We start from the raw sequence: 22,264 nt of genomic DNA on the forward strand, positions 1-22,264 counted from the left end.
TCTCAAAATTACTAGGAAGGAGGATTATATGAAAATACAGATAAGAAATAGAGTAGAACTTGTTGAGGCGGCTGTGGGGAAAAGGCCAATGGACTTAGTTATAAAAAATGTTCAGTTAGTAAATGTATTTACTGGAGAAATATATGCTGCTGACATAGGTATACATGATGGATTTATTGCTCATATTGAAGCTGACCCTGATTGTATTGAAAAAAATAAGTATGAAATGGAAGGAAAAGAATATCTAGATGCCAAAGGAATGTTTGCTGTTCCAGGATTTATTGATACTCATCTTCATATAGAAAGCAGTATGCTTACTCCAGCTAACTATGCCAAGGTTGTTATACCCCATGGAACAACGACTATAATAACTGATCCTCATGAAATTGGGAACGTTTTAGGAATAGATGCTGTGGAATATATGCATGAGGCAAGTGAGAATCTTCCCCTAAGAAACTACATTCTAGCTCCATCTTGTATTCCGGCTGTACCTGGATTAGAAAATGCAGGAGCTACTTTTCAAGCTGATGACATTGAGAGACTGCTAAAGCTTGAGAGAGTAGTTGGTCTTGGAGAGGTTATGGATTTTAGTGGAGTTATAAATAACAGTGAAAGAATGGTTGAAATTCTTGAGCTTGCAGAGAAAAAAGGTGTCTTTATACAAGGACATTCACCTATGCTTAGTGGAAGAAATCTGTCTGCATATATATGTGCAGGTCCTAATAACGATCACGAATCCAGATTTGGTCAAGAGGCTAGAAATAAGCTGAGAATGGGTATGACAGTTGATGCTAGAGAAAGCTCTATGTCTCAGAATGTAGCTGAGATAGTATCGGCGACGAAAAACTTTTTTTACCCACCAAATATGACATTGTGTACCGATGACAGGGAGCCAGGGGATATTTTAAGAGATGGACATATGAACTTTGCAGTAAAAAAAGCTATTGAAGCCGGATTAGATACAATATATGCCATCAGATGCGCTACTATCCAAGCTGCGAGTTCTATTGGAATAGAGAATCTAGGCGCGATAGCACCTGGATATGCCGCAGATATTCTACTTATGCCAGATTTGAAAGATATGAAGTCTGAGTATGTACTTTGCAGGGGAAAGCTTGTTGCAAAAGGTGGAAAGCTGTTAGAAACAATACAACAGATAGAGCATGAAGTAGAAAAAATAGATACAGTTAATTTAAAGCAACCCTTAGAAGAAGACTTTAGGATAAAGTGTGAAGGTACAGACACGCATGCATCAGTAAATGTTATAAACTATTTATCAATAAACTCATCTATAACTGAATATAAAACTGAGAATGTGCCTATAAAAAATGGATATATTGATATAAGCAATGATGATGACTTAAATATTGTAGTTGTATTTAATAGATATGGAAAAGAAAATAAAAGCATAGGATTAGTACGAAACTTTGGACTAAAGAGAGGAGCAGTAGCAGCAACGGTGTCACATGATAGCCATAATCTAACAGTTGTAGCTTCCAATGAAAAAGATGCGCTAGCTGCAGTTAATGCAGTTATTCAAAGCAAAGGAGGAATATCATGTGCTTTGGACGGAAAGGCACTTGATATACTGCCTTTACCCATAGCAGGTCTTATGTCACCACAGTCAGCTGAAGAAATTGATAAAACTATTTCTAGGATGAAGGAAAAAATAAGAGGCTTAGGAATAGACAACAAAAATCCTCTTCTCAGGATAGCAACTATTGCTTTACCGGTTATACCAAATGCAAAAATAACTGATGTAGGATTAGTGTCAGTAAGTGAGCAAAAAATCATCCCCCTTTTTGCTCAATAAAAAGGCCATTATTTGTGCGTCCTTCGTAAAACAGTATTGAATTAGATCTGAAAGAATGGTGTAGCGTAAAAACTACACCTTTTTTTCGTCTACTGGTGCATTCAGTTCCGGCAGGATACCCAACAGATCATAACTGAACTTATGTGGGTTTGCGAACTGTAAAAAAGCGGTAGTTGATAGCTTTTACGGGGCCAGCCCTGCACCCCGGTCTCCTCCAAAGAGCAGAAGAGGCAAAAGGTGTTGCCCGCACACTTTGCCGCAAGGTTTCTATCGTTATGGCGTTCTCGAGTGGATATGATTTTCTTCTGGTAGGCTTCGTTGTGGACAACGTAACGGTCTGTCTTTTGCATGGCACGGGCTACTACAATTCTTGCTGTAAATTTCTCCAAGCATGAAAAGCCCACCAATCGCAATACTGCCATTGGAAGGCTCTTAAAAGCGCGCTATTATTGACCTACCACTTCCTCATTGGATAGCAGGCAGTTGGAATTTTATATTATTGGCCTATATTGAATACTAAAAATTAAATTCGTTTTCCCAATCAAAATCTTCCGATCTGTCTAAACTTTTAGGCCAATGACTGCACCATTCCGGTACGCCGGGACATTCAACTCTGTCAAGGTTTGGCGTATACGGCTTTATGTCAAGCACGGGCGTTCCATCATTAGCGTCAATATAGGCAATTTGAATGATGCCTTTTGAGTAGTCAGCATAAATAATCTGTGCCGTAGTTAATGCGATAGGGTTTGGACGAATAGGCGACCTTGTGGCAAATATACCCATTACGGGTGGAGCTTTTTTATATGGCTGGGGTGCTTCAAGTATATTTCTCATTTCTTCATTATCGAAGTCACTGAACCACCAGATAACATTGATATGGCTAAATCCGTCCAAAGCTTGCAAAGCAGGAATATATTTTGGCTCAAGTTCAATAAACATTCCGTCATCATTTACGTTGATTTTGCCGATAGGGTTTACTTGAAAATTCTGCATAGTGCATACCTCCATAATAAAATTAATTTATCTGTAAATTCAGTGTAGACCCTCACATCATGTGAGAGTCAATAACAAAAAAGCGTCTTACAAAAGAATCTGCAAAACGCTTTTTATTATATTTTTTCCAATGGTATTTGGATTTCGGTTAAGTACTTATCCGGATTTTCCTCATTCCATGGACCGCAGTGGACAATTTGCCTGCTCTGCCCGGTCATTTTATATTGACTATGCGCTTGTAACCAGTTTGCAAAAGAAAGGTATGCACTCGCAATGTTTTCAAAAGGCCCATATACCATAGTACATGCCATAATTGGCACAGGTTCCGTATTTCGATAGTTAAAACCACATATATTCTTTCCTATTCGGGATACAGTCGCACATATTTCAATATCAACGTCTGTTTCTCTATAATCTGTGTCGTGATAGATGGTAAATGTATTGTTTGAAATGGGGATATTATTTTCGTCTGCAAAAGCCAACATTTCTTTCCATAATTGCCCCTCGGCATAATAATCACGGACAATTCGTCTTAAAGAAAACACCTGATAACTAGGAATAGATTTGATGGAAACATTGTAGTGTATTGTTATCTTTTCCTGTCGGATATCCCTTTTGGCCAGTTCAATTTTAGATAGCTTATCTTGTTCGGCCTTAATTGTACTCTCAATTTCCAGACGTTTATTGTCAAGTTGATTGGTTATAAATTCATCGTCCCAATGATTAAGGGTAATCGTAATTTCAGAAACATTAAAACCTAAATCCCGCAAGAATATTATTTTATTCAAAACAGGAATTTGCTCTATGGAATATAGTCTGTAATTTGTAAACTTGTCTATTTCAGCAGGTTTTAGTAATCCTGTTTCATCGTAATATCTTAACATTCGGATTGATACTTGCGTTAATTTGGAAAACTCACCTATTTTGAACATGCACACCACCTCTATATTAAGTTATTATATCGCGAGCAGAATCAAACTGCAAATAAAATACATTCCTTGTCTGTTGGCTGTATATCTCGTTATGCATCATGCTCAGCATCCAAGTGTATAGGAGAGATCATTCAGCTTCTCAACAAAGTAAAACAAAGTATGGTTCGGCTTGAACGATACCTTGTTTAGACATCTTGCTTGGCAGTGCCCATAAGCACTTTGTGTATTCTGTTTTATGGAGGACTGCTCTTATGATGGCTTTTTCCATATATCATTAAATATATTCTAGCTTTAAACCTACTCCAACCTCTTTTAATGGAGCAGATGATGATAATTTTATCTTGGAAGATAAATCAGTACAATGGCAAGCGTGCAAAGCTTTTGGGTGCATACTCGCAATATACTCTACAGTTTTACTTATCTGTTCTTCACTAGGATTTAGTAGATGAAAGCCTCCAATTATATCTAATATTCTATTATCACCACATACCTCTATGGCTTGATCAATTATATTACATATGCCTGAATGAGAGCACCCTGTTATTATAACTAAACCTTTGTTTGATTTATAGACTAAAGCAGAGTCATCATATAGAAAGTCATCGCTTTCACCTTTATCTATTATTTTCTTACCTATAGGATGATTATTTTCAAAAGGATGTCTTCGTCTTATCTCACCTAAATATACGATATTTTTATTTAGCCAAATGGGTGTGCTGCTTAAATTAATGCTGAGGTTCTGCTCTAGTAAACTCTTTTCTACTACATAGTTTATGTTTTTCGAGTCAAGAACTCTTGGAGTAAATACTAATGGATGAGAGATATAAGTAGGCTTTTTATTCACTTTTGTTTTCTGAAAATACTCAATAAGATACTTAAGCCCTCTATTGTGATCGTCATGTCCATGAGATATAACTAAATAATCTAATTCATTTAGGCTAATATTCATTTTTAATGAATTATGTAGAAAAATATCAGAATATCCTGTGTCAAATAGTATTTTAGTATCATTATCTTCGATATAATACGATAAGCCAGGTTCTCCATAATATTGACTGCCTGTAAGCGTGCTATTATCTACTAACACTGTAAGCTTCATGACATTGCCCCCTCTTAATATTCTTATATACATTCTAGCATAAAAAAACAAAGAAAACGTTTTGTTTGTCATTTTTGTTAATCCAGAAAATTTGCATATATATTTTCTGGATTTTTTTATAATTCATAGAAAAGGTTTAAATTACCTTAAAGAAAACTTTCCGTTAAGTGGGTTTCAAGAAAGGCTTCCTTAATATATTAGTATTTAAATAAAAGCCTTTTTTATATTTAAATGAATTATGTCAGATTTTCCTCTCTTATTGTGATAAAATATATTTGCTAAAATGTTAAAAAATCTAGTTATATATGTTAAAAAAAGCTAGAATGTGTTGCGAACTGACAAAATTTTGTGACATGTTAATAGAGGAAAAGACAAAAATATATAGAAATTAGTATTGTAATACTGTATACAAGCTAGTCGCATTTTTTATATAATCATAATATAATGTAATAAACAAAATGTAACAATGTTTAGTTAGGAGGATAGAGATGAATCCGCAGCTCTGTATTTCTATTCACAACGTTGGAATTGATTATATTACTAAATACAATTTTAAAAGAGTACAGCTATGCCACAAATTCTCAGGTGCTAATGAGATTACTTCGCTTCTAAAGCTTTCTAGGAGGTTTCCAATAAAGATAAGTTATCATGCACCAGTGTTTCATCAGGTTGATCCTACTATAACATATTATTTAAATAGTAATAGTAGACTGAGAAAAGCAACTTTTGAAATACTCGAGGTCAACCTAAAGATGGCAAAGAGTCTGCCAACAGAACACGTTGTGATTCATTTTACTTGTAAAGATATAGATGGAAAGGCAGATCAAAACTTAATAAATGAACTTGCTAAGGATAGCATAGAAAAAATAAATGATTTAAGTATAAAATACAATGTCCCAATATATTTAGAGTATTCAGGATATAATGATAAGTTTTATGAACCAGGTGACTGGATAGAGCTTATTAAGGATTATTCAAATCTAGGCATATGTTTAGATATTGGCCATTTTTATATTGCATGTCAAATGTACGGTTTTGATTATTTTGAAAAGCTTAATGATATGCTTCCATATATAAAAGTGATGCATCTTTGGAATACCAGGGGGATAGAAGATTTGGAAAAATACGGTCATATTCCAGTTCATCCTGATCAAAGGGTTCAAAATGGATGGATTGATGTTGAAAGAACTTTGAGAGAGGTGCTTTTATATAATAGCAATATATGTATAGGTCTTGAGCCTGATTTTAACTACAAAGGTAAAGAGTATGTACAGCAAGGAATAGAATGGGTGAATAGAATAGTGAATAGTATGACTGTAACCAAAAAGAGTCAGAGAACGATCCTGTGATGCATAATCACAGAATCTTTCTCTGACTTGCTTTACGATTCATAAACTAAGAAACAGTGGGGTGTTGGAATGAATTTCATAGATAAATATAAATATTGGATTAAAAACGAGTATTTTGATAAAGAAACTAAAGCTGAGCTCATTAAAATTAAAGATAATGAAGCTGAGATTGAAGATAGATTTTATAAGGATCTTGAATTTGGTACAGGTGGTCTAAGGGGAAAGATAGGTGCAGGAACAAATAGGATAAATAAATATACTGTAGCTAAAGCAACACAAGGATTAGCAGACTTTATAATTGAGAATGAAGAATCAAAAGCTAAAAATGAAGAGCAGGAAAGCAGCAATAAAAAATTAAGCGTAGTTATAGCATATGATTCTAGACACAAATCTGATGAGTTTGCAAAGCAAGCAGCCTTAGTTTTAGCAGCTAATGGTATAAAAGCTTATCTATTTGAGAGTTTAAGACCTACTCCTGAGCTTTCATTTGCTGTAAGACATATAGGTGCTAATGCGGGTATCGTATTAACTGCGTCTCATAATCCGCCTGAGTACAATGGCTATAAGGCTTATTGGAGTGATGGAGGTCAGCTAGTGCCAGAAATTGCCCATAAGGTTATAGATAAGGTTAATGCTATAAATGAGTTTTCAAGTATCAAGACTATGGATGAAAATGAAGCTCTAGGAAAAGGGCTATTAAAAATAATTGGTAAAGAAATAGATGAGATATATATAGAAAAGGTGAAGAGCCTAAGTATAAGGGATGATGTAGATAAGAACATCAAAATAGTGTATACTCCTTTACACGGAACAGGGAATATTCCAGTGAGAAGAGTATTAAATGAACTAGGATACAGTAATGTTCATGTGGTAAAGGAGCAGGAATTACCTGACCCACAGTTTTCTACAGTAGGTTATCCAAACCCTGAGGATCCAAAGGCATTTGAGCTAGCTATAAAAATGGGTAATCAAATAGGAGCAGATATACTGTTAGGAACTGATCCAGATTGCGATAGAGTTGGAGTTGTTGTAAAAGATAACAATAACAAATATATAGTTCTAAATGGGAATCAAACTGGTGCATTGCTGCTAGACTATATTTTGTGTAGCAGAAAAGATAAAGGGGTACTTCCTGACAACGGAATAATAGTAAAGACAATAGTTACAAGTGAGATAGGTAGAGTTATAGCTAAGCACTATGGACTTGAAACTATTGATACATTAACAGGATTCAAATATATAGGGGAAAAAATAAAGCAATTTGAGGAAAATGGTGACTATAGCTTCCAGTTTGGATATGAGGAGAGCTTCGGATATCTTACAGGAACATTTGCAAGAGACAAAGATGCTGTGGTAGCATCGATGGTGATATGTGAAATGACTGGGTACTACAAGAAGAAGGGATTGAATCTATATCAGGCATTGATGAATTTATATGATAGATTTGGCTTCTATGTAGAAGAACTTTATTCAGTAAATCTAGAAGGTATAGAAGGTAAAAAGAAAATAGATATGATAATGGACAGCTTTAGAAGAGATTACCCTGCAGAGATAGACAATACCAGAGTATGTATGGTAAATGACTACAAAACAGGAAAGAGCTATGACTGTAAATTAGGCACAAGTACACATATATCTCTACCATCAGAAAATGTGATGAAATACATTTTAGATGATGATTCATGGTATGCATTAAGGCCTTCAGGTACAGAACCAAAGCTTAAGATATACATTTCAGCTAATGGAAATGACTGTTATGACGCAAATGCTAAACTTAAAGCAATAGAAAAAGAAGTAATGAAGAGAATACGTTAAACGAGTAAGAGAATAAAGCAGGTGAAAGTAAGTTATACTTTTGCTTGCTTTATCTATATTTAGATCATAAGTAGATATTATTAATATCATAAATTTTGAATTAACAACTTTAATGACATGATAATCTTAGTAATAAATTTAGTAGAGTAATAAATATAAGGATGTGGAGAATGTGGATATTTAATAAAATGTAAGGAGATTTTATTTAATAATCCACAAATAGTTTTTGCTTATGTTTTTGGGTCATACGCCAGAAATAAATTGACAGACAAAAGTGATATTGATTTTGCAATATTATGATGCACCACCATTGTTAAAATTTGAAATATATAATGACAATTTTATGTAGACTAGAAATAGAGTCAGGGGAAGTTCATTTTTGAGTTGAACTGCTCCCTGACTCTATTTATTTTTAAACAATCGTATAGTTGCTGTTATTTTGTTTATAACCTCAGCAGATAAGTCATCTACTTCATAAAATAGATCTTCTAGGGCTTCACTTTTAGATGTATTATAACTACAACTGGTTTCTTTTATATTAGTATTTTTACTTTCAGCTTGAGAAAATGAATAGTAGTTTCGTATATTAGTTACGCCAAGTAGATAATCAATTGACACACCAAAGAATTGAGCGATTCTGAGAATAAGCTTTTCATCATTTGGGAATCTAGCTCCATTTTCGTAGTTGCTTATAGATTGTCTACTTATATTCAGTAACTTAGCCAATTCACTTTGATTAAGGTTTATGTCTTCTCTAAGATGCCTTAACCTTTCAGCAAAACCCATTTTATCACCTCTGAATTAATCCTAACACACAAAGAACATCATATATAATTTTGATGCAAAAAGAAGAAATTTATGCTATAATGTAAACGTTATGAATACAAAACAAGGAAAATCAGGGAATATTATGTTGGAGCATTTCATGTACTCTATTCAAGAAAAGTTAAAAGAAGAAAATGAGCAAGCAATAAAAATATCATATAATGATTTGAAGGAGGCTTTAGACGAAGTTGGAAAAGACTTAATTTACAATTACTTCATATTTGAAAAGGGGGTTAGCTTTGAAACCTTTATTCACAACTTAAAGGTTTATTTAGGAATAATGGACAACATTAATAAGAAATGAATTAATCAATATTGGCATGAATAACATATTTATTGTAGATATGATCTGCTCTATTAACTATAAGGGTAGATTATCTTTTTATTCATATTTATGTAATGTCCTTTACATTTTTTGTTAAAGATTTAGCATTATAAGTTTTTTATTAACAAAAAAATATTTCGATTTGTTACATTTTACAAAATTTAATTTTTAGTATAGAATATAAATATTAGTCAAAAATATGAAAAATAATGGAAAATGTTCTATTAAATATCTATTACTTTGATATTAATATGTACATGAGCAAGGAGGATGAGTATGTTAAGAAAATATCTGACGTTTGTTGTTAGTATGACGTTAATATTTTTCCTGACGATTGATAAAGGACACTGTGACAACGAGAGAAAAAATCCATCAAGACAAGAATTAGAACAAAAGGTTGAAGAGATTGCTAGAAAAAGAGGTATACCTTCAGTTATATTAAAATCAATAGCTAGAGTTGAAAGCACGTATCAACAGTACAATAAAGATGGAACAGTTTTTATGGGAAGTAGAGGAAGTATTGGTTTGATGCAAATACATAATAATTATGGCTGGTTTGACTCAGAAAAACTAAAATATGACATAGACTATAATATTGAGGCAGGAGCAGATGTTTTACTCAGAAAATGGGATGTAGCAGTAGAAAGGCTACCACATATTGGCGATATGAATCCTAATGTATTAGAAAACTGGTATTTCGCAATATGGGCTTACAATGGTTGGAGTAAAAGTAATAATCCAAACATGAATTTAAAGAAATATACATACCCAGAACTTATATACCAGATAGCACAAAATGAATATGGTCAGAAAATCACACCTATAGATCCAAAACTATTACCTAAACAAGGACTTCCAAGTAAAGAAACTCATTATGATACACCCAATGAAATGCACTATGGAGACATCCTAACTTATCAGAAGAAAGACATAGTTAAACTTGATGGCAGAAGCTATATGCCTATTTTGAAAACTCCTAATGGGGACAAGGTATCTGATGTTGCTGCAAGCATGTCTTTAGAGATAATAGAGGGACCAGTTTTAAAAGATGGGTATTTCTGGTACAAGATTAAAGAAGTTAAAACTGGGGTAGAAGGCTGGCTAAGAGGCAATTGGATAACTAAGACTGGAGTTAAAAGTATATACCCTTTTGACGATATAGAAAATATATGGTCAAGGGATTACATATTAGACCTTCACAAAAAAGGTATAATATCTGGTGAAGGTGAAAGTTTTAATCCTGATGATTTTATTACTAGACAGGAAATGAGCGTACTTATATCTAAAGCACTAGAACTAGATGGGACAGACTATCAGCTTACATATGCTGACGCAAATGAAATAAAAAGCTGGGCTGTTGAGCATGTAAAAGCAGTATCTAAAGTCGGGTTGTTTATTGGTCATGGTGAGTTTAACCTTTTTAATCCTAATGGATATATAACTAGAGAAGATATTGCAGTAGTTATTTCCAAAATTATTTTTCCAATGCAAGCGTATTCAGAACAAGATCTTATTGAGACAGAATGCACAGATATCGATGATGTTTCAGAGTATGCATTGGATGCAGTAAAAAGTGTACAAGCAAAAGGCTTAATGAAAGGCACTGCGGGCAAATTTAGACCAAAGGATTATATAACAAGAGAAGAAGCATGTAAGCTGATATTTGATATATTGCAATATTCAAATCCAGAGAGCACAGACTAATGTGCTCTTTAAAATTGTCATTAAGTTAAAAAATTATTAAAGTTGCAAAATACATGTCATTATGATAGAATATCCTCAAATTACTAAACCGGTTTACTAATACTTTTAGTTTTAAAGATATTAGTATGGATGGATAACAATCTTATATAAAAGAAGGGAATATTCATGAAATTAACCATCAAAGATATCGCTAAAATGGCAAATGTATCGAAAGGAACTGTATCAAGAGTAATAAATAATAAGCCTGAAGGAGTATCAGATCAAACAAGGGAACGAATTTTGAGTATTATCGATGAAGTAGGATATGTTCCTAATTTAATGGCGAGAAGTATTACAGTATCAAAAACAAAAACTATTGGACTGATAATACCCGATGTACATAACCCTTTTTTTTCACAGATAGTAAGAGGTGTAGAAGATTGCTCTATAAAACATGGATATACTGTGTTTTTATGTAATTCTGACATGAGTATTGAAAAGCAAAAGACTTACTTAAATGCTTTTTTAGAAAAAAGAGTAGATGGCATTGTTTTAAATGCTAGCGGAGATTTCAAGGACTTGAAATTTAAAGAAAAATTCTACAATATTAATATTCCTGTAGTTCTTATTGACCGTAAAACAGAGGACTTAAAAAGATACAATGGAGTATTTATTGATAACTTTGATGCAGGGTATAAGGCTACTTCATATTTACTTTCTGGTAAATATGAAGATGTTGCTTATATTGGTGGGACATGTGGTATTGATACTTCTATAAAACGTTTTCAAGGTTACGAAAAAGCGATTAAAGAATTTGGTTATCAACTGAAGGATGAATACATATCATATGGGGAATACAGTATCGAATCTGGTTATGAGAGAACCTTTTCATTGATGGAAAAACATAGAGAGATTAAAGGAATTTTTGCAGGATCAGACATTATTGCTATTGGAGTACTAAAAGCATTAAGACAAATGGATATTTCAGTTCCTGACGAGGTAGAAGTGGTCGGCATTGATAATATTAATATTGGTGAGATAATTTCACCTATGTTGACAACAGTAGCTCAGCCCATTTATGAGATAGGATATCAAGCTGCTTATAAATTGATAGAGTCTATCAATGGCAAAGCGAATGATGAAGATGAGTATTTATCTACACATATGATTATTCGTGAGAGTACAAGGAAGAGAGATGTGTTTTAAGAATAATATTTGAATATGAAAGGAAATAAGCATTATGAAAAAGATATTAGTAGTAGGCAGCTTGAATATGGATATAGTTTCAAATATGAAACGAATACCAAATCTGGGCGAAACAGTGTTGGGAGAGACTCTTTGGAATAATCCTGGTGGGAAAGGTGCAAATCAATGCTATGCAGTAGGGAAGTTAGGTGGTAATGCTGCAATGCTAGGATGTGTTGGATTTGATAGCTATGGAGATAAATTGATCCAAAGTCTTATTTCTGTAGGAATAGATGCTGATCATATAAAAAAGTGTGAAAATGCACCTACGGGAACCGCATTAATCCACATAGATCAGCATGCTAATAATAGTATCGTAGTTATTAAAGGCGCAAACGAGAAATGCGATATACCTTATTTAAAAGATAATGATTACTTAATTCAAGATTGCGATATTATTTTGATTCAGATGGAAATTCCTTATGATGCTGTGTACTATGTGATTCAACGCGGATGGGAATTAGGGAAAAAAATAATATTAAATCCAGCACCTGCTCCAGAAGGTTACCCAAAGGATATTTTAAGTAAAGTTGATATTATAACTCCTAATGAGACCGAGCTTGAAATATTAACTAGTCAGAAGATTAGTTCACAAGAAGACATTATTAAAGGAGCAAAAAAGCTAATTAAACAAGGTACTAGACAAGTGATTGTAACAATAGGAAGTAAAGGTGCTATGTATGTAGATGAAGAAGGACACAAATATTATCCTACCAGAAAAGTAGTACCAGTGGATACGACTGGAGCTGGGGATTGTTTCAATGGAGCTTTAGCTGTAGGACTATCAGAAGCTTTATCCATTGATGAAGCTATCAAATTTGCTAACATAGCAGCATCGATTAGTGTAACTAAAAAAGGAGCACAATCATCTGTTCCCAGTAGGAAGGATGTAGATGAAATAAAAAATAGCTTGAATGAAAGGAGGTAAAAGAACTGATGAAAAAAAGTATATTAATTAACACAGATATAGGTGATGATGTTGATGATGCAGTAGCCTTAGCATTAGCCTTAAATTCAGATGAACTTGAAATTAAAGGAATAACAACAGTATTTAAAAATACAGAATTAAGAGCGCATATGGTTAAAGATCTGTTAGATATGTATGATAGATCTGACATACCGGTCTATATAGGATATGGAGTGCCATTAATCGAACGTGTAGACTCAAAAGAAGCTCCAATTCAGATAGAACTTCTGCATAAAAAGCATTCAATAAATCTGGAAAAGGATGCTGTAGATTTTATAATTGATACAGTAAAAGAAGAACCTAATACAATAATAGTTGAAATGGGCCCTCAAACAAATCTTGCAATGGCTTTTCTAAAGGCACCAGAGGTTATGAAGCAGGCAAATATAATTGCAATGGGAGGAGCATTTTCCTCTACTTTTCCAGAGTGGAATATTGTATGCGACCCTGAGGCAGCGCGAATAGTTACAGACTTTGCTGAAAATCTTACAATGATAGGTCTAGATGTAACGAGATATTGTAAAGTGCCCCAAAATCAACTTAATAAAATCAAGGAGAGTAGTAATCCTCAGCTGCAATATTTGCACAAGGGAATGGAAATGTTCATGGAACGTACTGGATATCCAATTACTCTTCATGATGCTTTGCTAATAGCATATCTAATTGATGAAAAATTAATAACTTTGAATCAGGGCGATTATAGTGTGGAATTAAATGGATCACTTACTAGAGGAACTATTGTTCATAAAACTAATTATTATGAAGTTGAGCAAGCTGTAGACAAAAAGTTCTTTTACGCTTCTGATATAAATCTGAATGAAATTATGAACTTAATTATGAAGCGTGCATTTTCGCTATAAACAATGTACCTGTGAAGGAGGAGGTGGTAATAATGATACAAGAGAATTACCTGGAAAAGGTTTATGCAGGTTTCTTAGGTATGAATATTGGAATCCGTCTAGGAGCACCTTTAGAACCATCTGTTTGGACGGAAGATAGTATTCTAAAAACCTATGGAACAATTAAAAATTATATAAAAGAATACAAAAATTTTGCGGCAGACGATGATGTGAATGGACCAGTTTATTTCTTGAGAGCTCTATATGACGCTAAAGAAAGACCAATAACAGCAAAAGATGTCGGAGATGCATGGCTTAATTATACTAGAGATAATTTAGGAATGTTCTGGTGGGGAGGATATGGGATTAGCACAGAGCATACTGCTTATCTTAATTTAAAGCATGGCATAAATGCGCCTGAATCAGGTTCGATAAAACAAAATGGAAAGATTATTGCGGAACAAATTGGTGGACAGATATTCATTGATACATGGGGTTTGGTAAGTCCATATGACCCTAAAAAAGCAGCTGATTATGGAGAATTGGCAGCCAGTGTATCTCATGATGGGGATGGCATTAATGGAGCAAGATTTATGTGTGCTTGCATAGCAAAAGCTTTTGAAGCAGAATCTATATTGCAAATAATCGAAGCTGGACTTGAACAGATACCAAAAGAGAGCAATTATTATAAAGTGAGTCAAAGTGTCCTACAGTTCTATTTGGAAGATCCTCATGACTTTAGAGCTTGCTTTAAAATGCTTGAGGAAAATTGGGGATATGATAAATTTGGCGGCATATGCCATATTATTCCTAATGCTGGAGTATGTGTATTAGCAATGCTCTATGGAGAGGGAGATTTTTCTAAGACGATTGAAATTGCAGTCATGTGTGGATGGGATACAGACTGTAATGCAGGAAATGTTGGGACTATACTAGGTGTGTTTGGTGGAATAGAGGCTCTGCCTGACCACTATAGAAATCCGATAAATGATGGAGTTGTGTTATCTGGCATTTCTGGATATTTAAACATACTTGATATTCCTTCGTATGCAAAGGAAATTGCAGTACTTGGTTATAAGCTTAATGGACAAGATATCCCTAATACATTAAGACAAACTTTTGGAGAAATTCATTTCGATTTTTCTCTACCAGGTTCTACTCATAATTTTAGAGTTTCAGAACCACATATCTGCGGGACAAGCTATTCTAAGGATAAGTCAATGGATGGCTTGGGATCGTTGAAAATACTTATTGATGGAATTGGTATGGAAGAACAGTGTCGAGTTTTCTATAAACCATTTTATGGTAAGGAAGATTTTTCAGACGAAAGATACTCTCCTATATTTTCACCGACAGCTTATCCAGGACAACTTGTGAGCATGAAGCTCTTAGTTGAAAGATGTTCAGGAAGTCAAGTAGGAATCATTCCTTATGTAAGAACTTTTAGTGATAAAAGGATATTACGATTAGGACATAAGCAATATGAGGAAAATTGCTGGTTCGATCTAGAAATTGCTATACCAGATACAGAAGGTGATATGATAGATGAAGTTGGCTTTATGTTAGAAGGTGTAGAATTTTCAAGAGAAAAAACTTATGGAAATATTTATTTAAATGAATTTAACATAGGTGGAAAAAGCTGCTACAGCATTGATATAAATAAGCAAAAACAAGAGTTAAATACAGTTACACCTTTTTCAGTAGATGGTGGGTATTGGGAAAAGCGAGATAAGTATTTACATGCAATAAGTTATGAATCAGCTTTTGCTTATGGAGGTAATTATTTTGAAAAGGATTATACCATTACTGCAAATATTAAGCCATTACAAGGGCATAGTCATCTCCTACTAGCAAGAGCAAAAGGAGCTATGATGGGATACGCTGCAGGATTTGCAAAGGATGGAAGAGTTTGCTTGTATAAAAATGATTTTGGATATGATATTTTAAAAGAAGCGTATTATCCATGGGTAGAGGACAAGGAATATCAGCTTTCTTTTCAAGTTTTCGAAGATAGATTATCGCTATTTATCAATGATGAGCTAATTTTAGAAACAAAAGATGATCACTATGAATATGGAATGTATGGCTGTGGGCTTATTTCAAGTGGACGTACTTATTTTTATGATTTTCTTATTAAAACTCTGTAATGTGCTATTTACATGTTTTGTGTGAATATTTAAGAGCATAAAGCTCTAAGTATAATACATTTAGCCGAATTAACTAGTATTGGTAAACCGGTTGAGTAAATTCAAAAAACAAAAGGAGGAAGAAACGTGAAAAAAAGAATAATGGTAGTTGTTTTAGCATTAGTGATGGTTTCTACATTATTGATTGGGTGTAACAGTTCAGAAGGTAACACTACAGATTCAACACAAGGCAGTGAGTACAAGGTAGCATTGTTAATACCAGGAAATTTAGGTGACAAATCTTTCTTTGATGCATCTAAAGAGGCAATCACAAAAATCGAATCAGAACTTGGTGTAGAAACAGCTATGGTTGAAATGGGAACAGACGTATCTAAGTACTATGCTACTTACCAAGATTATTGTGAAGCAGGGTATGATCTTATTCTTACAATCTCTACGACTGGAGATGATATTTTAAAGCAGGCAGCAGAAGAATATCCTGAACAAAAATTTATTAATTTAGATACTGATACAACAGGTTTTTCTGAAAATGTTTTAGGTGTAACAACTAAAAGTAATGAAATGAGCTTTTTAGCTGGTGTTGTTGCTGCAATAAAAGCAGAGGAAGCAGGTTCAGATGTAATTGGATTTATTGGCGGTATGGATATACCAGGCATCAACTACTTTTTAGTGGGATATATCGAGGGAGCACAATATATCAATCCTAATATAAAAGTAAACACTTCTTATGTTGGAAGCTTTATCGATAGTGCTACTGCAAAGGAGTTAGCATCAATCATGTATAACAATGGTGTTTCAATTATATATCAAGCAGCAGGTGCTTCAGGAATCGGTGTTATTGAAGCTACAACAGAGTTAGATAAATTAGCAATTGGTGTGGATGCTGACCAAGCGTTAGCTTTAGAAGAAAGCAACCAAAATCAAGCTGAACATATAGTTACATCAGCTGTTAAACAGATACCTACTTATGCAGTAGATTTAGTTAGACAAGACATGGAAGGAAAATTGAAATTTGGTGAGTCTATTAAGCTTGGATTAGCAGAAAATGGAGTAGGAATTGCAAAGAACTCTTATTATGAGAAGTTAATGAGTAAAGAGAATATAGCTTTAGTTGAAGAAGCAGAAAAGAAAGTAAAAGATGGAGAAGTAACCCTATCTGATGTTTACACAATGACTACAGAAGATTTTAGTAACATTCGTAGCTCCGTAGCACCTTAAATTAAAATTACTTATAACCTGTTGTCTGATACTAGGCAGCAGGTTATATTAAAATTTCTTGCAAAAAGGAAGGTTTGAAATGTCAGAATATCTTTTAAGAATGGAAGGCGTATCAAAGGTATATGGAAACGGTGTTGTTGCTAATAAAAATATTAACTTTGGATTGAAAGAAGGAGAAATCCATGCTTTAGTTGGAGAAAATGGTGCAGGTAAATCAACATTGATGAAGATACTATTTGGTATGGAGAAACCATCTTCAGGAAAAATATTTTTAAATGATGTTGAGTTAGATATGAATTCTTCTAAGGATGCAATTGCTCATGGAATTGGAATGGTACACCAACATTTCATGTTGATAGACTCATTTACAGTTGCACAAAATGTTACCCTAGGAATTGAGCCTAAAAGAGGAGTTTTTGTCAAGGATGAGGAGGCAGTTAAGTTCACTAAAGAATTGAGTGAGAAATACAAATTTTCAATCGATCCTAATGCTATAACAGGGACTTTGCCGGTTGGGTTAAAGCAAAAAATTGAAATATTAAAAGCTCTTGCAAGGGGAGCAAAAATTTTAATTTTAGATGAGCCGACAGCAGTACTAACTCCTCAAGAGACAGAACAACTATTTATTGAACTTGTTAATTTAAAAAAGCAAGGTCATACAATTATCTTTATATCTCATAAGATAAGAGAGGTTAAAGAGATTAGTGACCGTATAACAGTATTACGAGCTGGCTGTCAAGAAGGAGAATTTTTAACTAAGGACGTATCAGAACAAGAAATATCTGATAAAATTGTTGGTTGGAAAGTAAATACCGATATACAAAAGAAAGAGGCAAAAGAAGGCGAAGTAAGGATTCGTGTCAAGGATTTATCTTATTATGGAAATGAAAAAAATCCTATATTGAATAAAGTAAATTTCATTGTTAAATCAGGGACTATTTTTGGTATTGCAGGAGTTCAAGGAAATGGACAAACTGAGCTAGTAGAAATACTTACAAAAACACGGAATATCGAAGGTGGATATATAGAAATTAACGGTGAAAATATTGAAAAGCTTAATGTCAAAGCTCTTCGAAGATTAGGATATAGCTATATACCTGAGGATAGAATGCTTAAAGGCGTTGCAAGTAATGCAAGTATCAGTGAAAATATGATATCTAATGAATATGATTCTCCTGAGCTATCCAGAAAATCTTTTTTAAAGAGAAATGTTATATCTAAAATGGCACAGGAAGCTGTTAAACAGTATGCCATAAGATGTTCTGGTATTGAAGCGAAGGCAGGAAGTCTATCTGGAGGGAATATACAAAAAATAGTTGTTGCACGAGAATGCAAAAATGTTCCTAAGGTACTAATTGCAGAACAGCCTACACGTGGGGTGGATATTGGAGCAGCTAATATTATACACAAAGAAATTGTGAAGCTAAGAGATGAGGGCTGCGCAGTGTTATTGATGTCTGCTGATTTAAATGAACTCATGAAACTGTGTGATTCACTGGCAGTCATGTATGAAGGAGAAATAGTAGCTTTCTTTGAAGATGTCTCAGAAGTATCGGAAAGTGAATTAGGACTTTGTATGCTCGGCGCTAAAAAACATAGTCCAGAACAGATAGGGAGGATGCTATATGAATAAAGAGAGATCCTTTAACATAATGCGGACGATTGCATCAATGGCCATAGCAGTTATTGTAGCTATCATTTTAATTATACTAGTAAGTGATGATCCATTGAAATCTATTAGATTATTTTTCATTGGTCCATTTACTAAAAGCAGATATATTGGAAATATTATTGAAGCAGCAGTTCCACTTGTTTTTTCTGGATTAGCAATGTCTGTTGTATTTCAAGCTAACTTAATTAATATGGGAGCAGAAGGTATCTTCTTTTTTAGTGGAGCTATAATATCCATGATTGCTATATGGGCACCATTGCCTTTTGGGGTTCATCAGGGTACTATTATTATTGCAGGTGCTCTAGTTGGTGCTGTTGTTATGTTGATTATAGGTTTACTAAAAGCAAAGTTTGGAGCTAGTGAATTAGTATCTTCATTGATGATGAATAATGTTTTGCTGGGAGTAGGATCTTACATTATGTCTAAGTATATGCAGGATCCAATGGCTTCTCAAGGATCTTATCCTTATGCCAAAACTGCACTTCTTGGAAGTATAATTCCAGGAACAAGGATTCATGCGGGACTAATCATAGCTCTAATATGTGCTGCTTTGGTCTACTTATTCATATATAGAACAAAATGGGGATATGAAATAAGAATGGTTGGTCAAAATAAACGCTTTGCGGAGTACTCTGGAATTAATGTTATGAAGGTAATTATTGTTGCACATATAGTGTCTGGATTAATATCAGGTATGGGAGGAGCGATTGAAAGTATTTCAATGCATAAGAGATTTGAATGGTCTGCATTACCTGGTTATGGATTTGACGGAGCACTTATTGCGATGCTGGCAAACAATAATCCAATAGGAGTTATTTTTTCTGCCTTATTTGTTGCATATTTAAGAATTGGTGCAGATATGGTCGCACGTTTATCTGACGTTCCTACAGAACTTGTAATAATTCTGCAAAGTTTAATTATTTTACTTATTTCAGCTGAAAGATTTTTACACTCATATAAGCAACGTTGGATAGAAAGGGGGATTGAATAAATGAATAAGTTTTTAGGTATTATATTTTCAACTCAATTTTTCTATTCAATTCTTCGTGTGGCAACACCGATATTATTTGCATCTATGGGAGCAGTTGTTGCCAATACAGCAGGAATTGCTAATATTGCATTAGAAGGTATTATGTTGATATCAGCCTTTACAGGAGTATTTATCAGTGCTGCTACAGGAAGTGCCGGAATTGGTTTATTGGGTGCAGTGATAGCTGGAATTTTATTTGCTGCAGTTTTAGCATTTTTCACACTTTATTATCGTACTAATGTATTCTTAGGAGGTATTGCTATTAACAGCCTTGCTTCTGGAGGAACTATATTTTTATTATATTTATTAACTGGTGATAAAGGAAGCTCTACATCAATAGCTAGTAAGGTAATACCTGAAATTAGTATACCTATTATCAGAAATATACCAGTGATAGGAGATATTTTTTCAGGTCATAATATTTTAACGTATCTCTCTCTATTATCTATAGCCTTTGTATATATATTGATAAAGAAGACTGCTCTTGGTTATCATTTACGTGCTGTAGGAGAAAACCAAAATGCTGCAGAATCAGTTGGAATCAATGTAATAAAAACAAAAGCCATTGCCTTATTATTAAGTGGAATGCTAGCAGGTCTAGGTGGTGCTTTTATGTCAATGGGATATGTTTCTTCTTTTTCTAGAGACATGGTATCTGGAAGAGGTTGGATTGCTATTGCAGCAGAAGCTATGGGTAAAACAAATCCTATTGCTACAGCAATAACATCATTATTGTTTGGAGCAGCTGATGCTGTGTCAAATGCAGCGGCTGCAGTTGGTTGGGCATCAGATATAGTTCAGACAATTCCATATATAGCTACTATTATTGGACTATTGATTTTTTCTAGGAGAGAAATGAAGAAAATGAAGCTTTAATTTGAAAAAATGAGATGTTAGCCATATCAAGATTATGTGATATGGCTTTTTTTACGCTTAATATCTAATTATCATAGTCCTTTTATGAGACTGTCTACTATTACCTCAGCCATTTCCATTACAAATGACAAACGTATATTGTGAAGAGTTATGTTGTTGTCATTCGTTAAACTGTCTACTATACCTATTATTGAAATATTACCTACAGAGGGTAATTTTTTTCCTACCCCTTTACCAGGATATATTGCTCCACTTCTTATCTGTATGTTTCCAATTCCGTCGTCCTCACCTAAACATGCATCAACAGCTATAGTTATAGCAGAAGGATGTTTTGCTCTTATACTCCATAGTTTTTCTTTCAGATTAAGTGCGTGTATCGGGTCACTAAGTGTACCGTATACAGATAGGGGAAATTTTCTTTTTTGTAGTAATGTTCCGACCAATGGGCCCAAGCAGTCTCCTATGCACTTATCAGTCCCTATACATACAATAATAGCATTATGATATAAAGTATTTTTTCTAAAAAAGGTTTTTAGATAGTTTCCAAGTAATATTGAAGCCAGAGGTTCATCAAATGACGTTTTTATCTCTTCATTATTATTCATAGCCCAATCCCCCCTTAGACTTGCTAATAGATATAAATATATATTAAAAAACTGGAAGGATTATTCGTGATAATTGCTTTAATACTTTATTGAATAAACATCAATTAAAGGTAAATAATAACTAAAGAAGGGAGAGATATATATGAAAAATAATAGAATTTATTATTCTGGATTAGTTATTATAATTACAGCTTTAACACTTGGAATAATGCTAGACATGAGAATACAGAATATAGCGCCTGACGTTTATGACAAGCTTGATACAGAAATGAAGTATGGCCAAAATCAACAGATTGAATATGTGATAGATGATGAGGCTGAAGAGGTTTTGTTACCAGCTGAAGGTAAAAAAAAACAGGCAAAGTGGAAATAAATCAGATAACTGAAATACCTGAGAGTGTAGAGAAGCAACAAAGAAAGGCTTCTGCATATAGGATTAGTAAACAGGCTAAGCTTGCAGATGCCATGGATAGAAGATATATTGCTTATGATGAAGAGACAATAAAACATTTAATTTCTCAACTTGAACAAAGTATTAAAAACGCTAAGCTTGCTCAGTTTGAACAAAGGTTGAATCAGCAGAGAACAGTTCCAACTATAAATATAGCTGATGTAGAAGAGAAGCTTACTAGTAAGGAAAAGGCTGATCTGGCAGTACTTGTAGATAAGATAGGTTCTATAGATAGCTTAAAGTTAATGGCAATAATAAATAATGGAATAACACCAGATGAACAAAGAAAAATATACGAGCTATTTAAAGAAAAACTGACAGATGATGAGATTATCAGGCTTAACGATATTTTAGGAAGATATACAGAGAGCTAGAAAGTC

21 protein-coding genes are annotated in these 22,264 nt (G+C 33.8%); 16 read left to right on the forward strand and 5 right to left on the reverse strand.

The features are described 5' to 3' along the window. The first annotated feature begins 28 nt into the window (after positions 1 to 28). Entirely contained in the window at positions 29 to 1,813 is a 1,785-nt protein-coding gene (ade, locus tag HNR33_RS07440) for an adenine deaminase (RefSeq protein WP_429081832.1), read from the forward strand. A gap of 516 nt (positions 1,814 to 2,329) precedes the next feature. On the opposite strand, the gene HNR33_RS07445 is transcribed toward ade, so the two are convergent. From HNR33_RS07445 to HNR33_RS07455, 3 genes are all read right to left on the reverse strand, one after another. Further along, the gene (locus HNR33_RS07445; protein WP_429081835.1) at positions 2,330 to 2,806 is read right to left on the reverse strand and encodes an SAM-dependent methyltransferase; all 477 of its coding nucleotides are present in this window, start codon (positions 2,804 to 2,806) and stop codon (positions 2,330 to 2,332) included. Positions 2,807 to 2,922: 116 nt separating this feature from the next. Further along, positions 2,923 to 3,738, reverse strand: coding sequence for a MerR family transcriptional regulator (locus HNR33_RS07450; protein WP_429081837.1), 816 nt, complete (start codon positions 3,736 to 3,738; stop codon positions 2,923 to 2,925). 274 nt (positions 3,739 to 4,012) lie between these two features. Next, the gene (locus tag HNR33_RS07455; RefSeq protein WP_429081839.1) at positions 4,013 to 4,837 is read right to left on the reverse strand and encodes an MBL fold metallo-hydrolase; all 825 of its coding nucleotides are present in this window, start codon (positions 4,835 to 4,837) and stop codon (positions 4,013 to 4,015) included. A gap of 488 nt (positions 4,838 to 5,325) precedes the next feature. Between HNR33_RS07455 and HNR33_RS07460 the strand changes: the two genes are divergently transcribed. The 3 genes from HNR33_RS07460 (at position 5,326) to HNR33_RS07470 (ending at position 8,301) form a co-directional block, all read left to right on the forward strand. After that, a complete protein-coding gene (locus HNR33_RS07460) occupies positions 5,326 to 6,186 on the forward strand; it encodes a sugar phosphate isomerase/epimerase family protein (protein ID WP_429081842.1) in 861 nt (286 codons plus the stop codon). Positions 6,187 to 6,255: 69 nt separating this feature from the next. Then, positions 6,256 to 8,001, forward strand: a complete 1,746-nt coding sequence (locus HNR33_RS07465) for a phospho-sugar mutase (protein ID WP_429081845.1) — start codon at positions 6,256 to 6,258, stop codon at positions 7,999 to 8,001. Between the two features lie 198 nt (positions 8,002 to 8,199). Then, the gene (locus HNR33_RS07470; RefSeq protein WP_429081906.1) at positions 8,200 to 8,301 is read left to right on the forward strand and encodes a nucleotidyltransferase domain-containing protein; all 102 of its coding nucleotides are present in this window, start codon (positions 8,200 to 8,202) and stop codon (positions 8,299 to 8,301) included. Positions 8,302 to 8,403: 102 nt separating this feature from the next. On the opposite strand, the gene HNR33_RS07475 is transcribed toward HNR33_RS07470, so the two are convergent. Next, the gene (locus HNR33_RS07475; RefSeq protein WP_429081848.1) at positions 8,404 to 8,787 is read right to left on the reverse strand and encodes a helix-turn-helix domain-containing protein; all 384 of its coding nucleotides are present in this window, start codon (positions 8,785 to 8,787) and stop codon (positions 8,404 to 8,406) included. A 91-nt stretch (positions 8,788 to 8,878) separates the two neighbouring features. Between HNR33_RS07475 and HNR33_RS07480 the strand changes: the two genes are divergently transcribed. From HNR33_RS07480 to HNR33_RS07525, 10 genes are all read left to right on the forward strand, one after another. Beyond that, on the forward strand, positions 8,879 to 9,130 hold the full coding sequence (locus HNR33_RS07480) for a hypothetical protein (protein ID WP_429081849.1): 252 nt from the start codon (positions 8,879 to 8,881) through the stop codon (positions 9,128 to 9,130). A gap of 297 nt (positions 9,131 to 9,427) precedes the next feature. Beyond that, positions 9,428 to 10,855 (forward strand): S-layer homology domain-containing protein, encoded by a 1,428-nt coding sequence (locus tag HNR33_RS07485; RefSeq protein ID WP_429081851.1) that lies wholly within the window; start codon positions 9,428 to 9,430, stop codon positions 10,853 to 10,855. Between the two features lie 165 nt (positions 10,856 to 11,020). Beyond that, positions 11,021 to 12,040, forward strand: a complete 1,020-nt coding sequence (locus tag HNR33_RS07490; protein ID WP_429081852.1) for a LacI family DNA-binding transcriptional regulator — start codon at positions 11,021 to 11,023, stop codon at positions 12,038 to 12,040. A gap of 34 nt (positions 12,041 to 12,074) precedes the next feature. Further along, entirely contained in the window at positions 12,075 to 13,007 is a 933-nt protein-coding gene (gene rbsK / locus HNR33_RS07495; protein WP_429081855.1) for a ribokinase, read from the forward strand. 8 nt (positions 13,008 to 13,015) lie between these two features. Further along, positions 13,016 to 13,906 (forward strand): nucleoside hydrolase, encoded by an 891-nt coding sequence (locus tag HNR33_RS07500; RefSeq protein WP_429081857.1) that lies wholly within the window; start codon positions 13,016 to 13,018, stop codon positions 13,904 to 13,906. Positions 13,907 to 13,938: 32 nt separating this feature from the next. Then, on the forward strand, positions 13,939 to 16,032 hold the full coding sequence (locus HNR33_RS07505; protein ID WP_429081859.1) for an ADP-ribosylglycohydrolase family protein: 2,094 nt from the start codon (positions 13,939 to 13,941) through the stop codon (positions 16,030 to 16,032). Positions 16,033 to 16,158: 126 nt separating this feature from the next. Further along, positions 16,159 to 17,250, forward strand: coding sequence for a BMP family ABC transporter substrate-binding protein (locus HNR33_RS07510; protein ID WP_429081862.1), 1,092 nt, complete (start codon positions 16,159 to 16,161; stop codon positions 17,248 to 17,250). Positions 17,251 to 17,329: 79 nt separating this feature from the next. Continuing rightward, positions 17,330 to 18,883 (forward strand): ABC transporter ATP-binding protein, encoded by a 1,554-nt coding sequence (locus tag HNR33_RS07515; RefSeq protein ID WP_429081865.1) that lies wholly within the window; start codon positions 17,330 to 17,332, stop codon positions 18,881 to 18,883. Then, positions 18,876 to 19,913, forward strand: coding sequence for an ABC transporter permease (locus HNR33_RS07520; protein WP_429081867.1), 1,038 nt, complete (start codon positions 18,876 to 18,878; stop codon positions 19,911 to 19,913). The genes HNR33_RS07515 and HNR33_RS07520 overlap by 8 nt, the downstream gene beginning before the upstream one ends. Continuing rightward, positions 19,914 to 20,828 (forward strand): ABC transporter permease, encoded by a 915-nt coding sequence (locus tag HNR33_RS07525; protein WP_429081869.1) that lies wholly within the window; start codon positions 19,914 to 19,916, stop codon positions 20,826 to 20,828. A gap of 71 nt (positions 20,829 to 20,899) precedes the next feature. Here the strand turns inward: HNR33_RS07525 and yyaC are convergent, their stop codons facing one another. Next, positions 20,900 to 21,433: a spore protease YyaC gene (gene yyaC, locus HNR33_RS07530; RefSeq protein ID WP_429081871.1), complete on the reverse strand. Its 534-nt coding sequence runs from the start codon at positions 21,431 to 21,433 to the stop codon at positions 20,900 to 20,902. A 142-nt stretch (positions 21,434 to 21,575) separates the two neighbouring features. On the opposite strand from yyaC, the gene HNR33_RS07535 reads away from it, so the two are divergent. Beyond that, positions 21,576 to 21,806 (forward strand): hypothetical protein, encoded by a 231-nt coding sequence (locus tag HNR33_RS07535; RefSeq protein WP_429081872.1) that lies wholly within the window; start codon positions 21,576 to 21,578, stop codon positions 21,804 to 21,806. After that, positions 21,797 to 22,258, forward strand: coding sequence for a hypothetical protein (locus HNR33_RS07540; RefSeq protein WP_429081874.1), 462 nt, complete (start codon positions 21,797 to 21,799; stop codon positions 22,256 to 22,258). Before HNR33_RS07535 ends, HNR33_RS07540 begins: the two co-directional genes overlap by 10 nt. Positions 22,259 to 22,264 lie beyond the last annotated feature (6 nt).

Source organism: Brassicibacter mesophilus (assembly GCF_050433385.1).
GTDB classification, from domain to species: domain Bacteria; phylum Bacillota; class Clostridia; order Tissierellales; family Proteiniboraceae; genus Brassicibacter; species Brassicibacter mesophilus.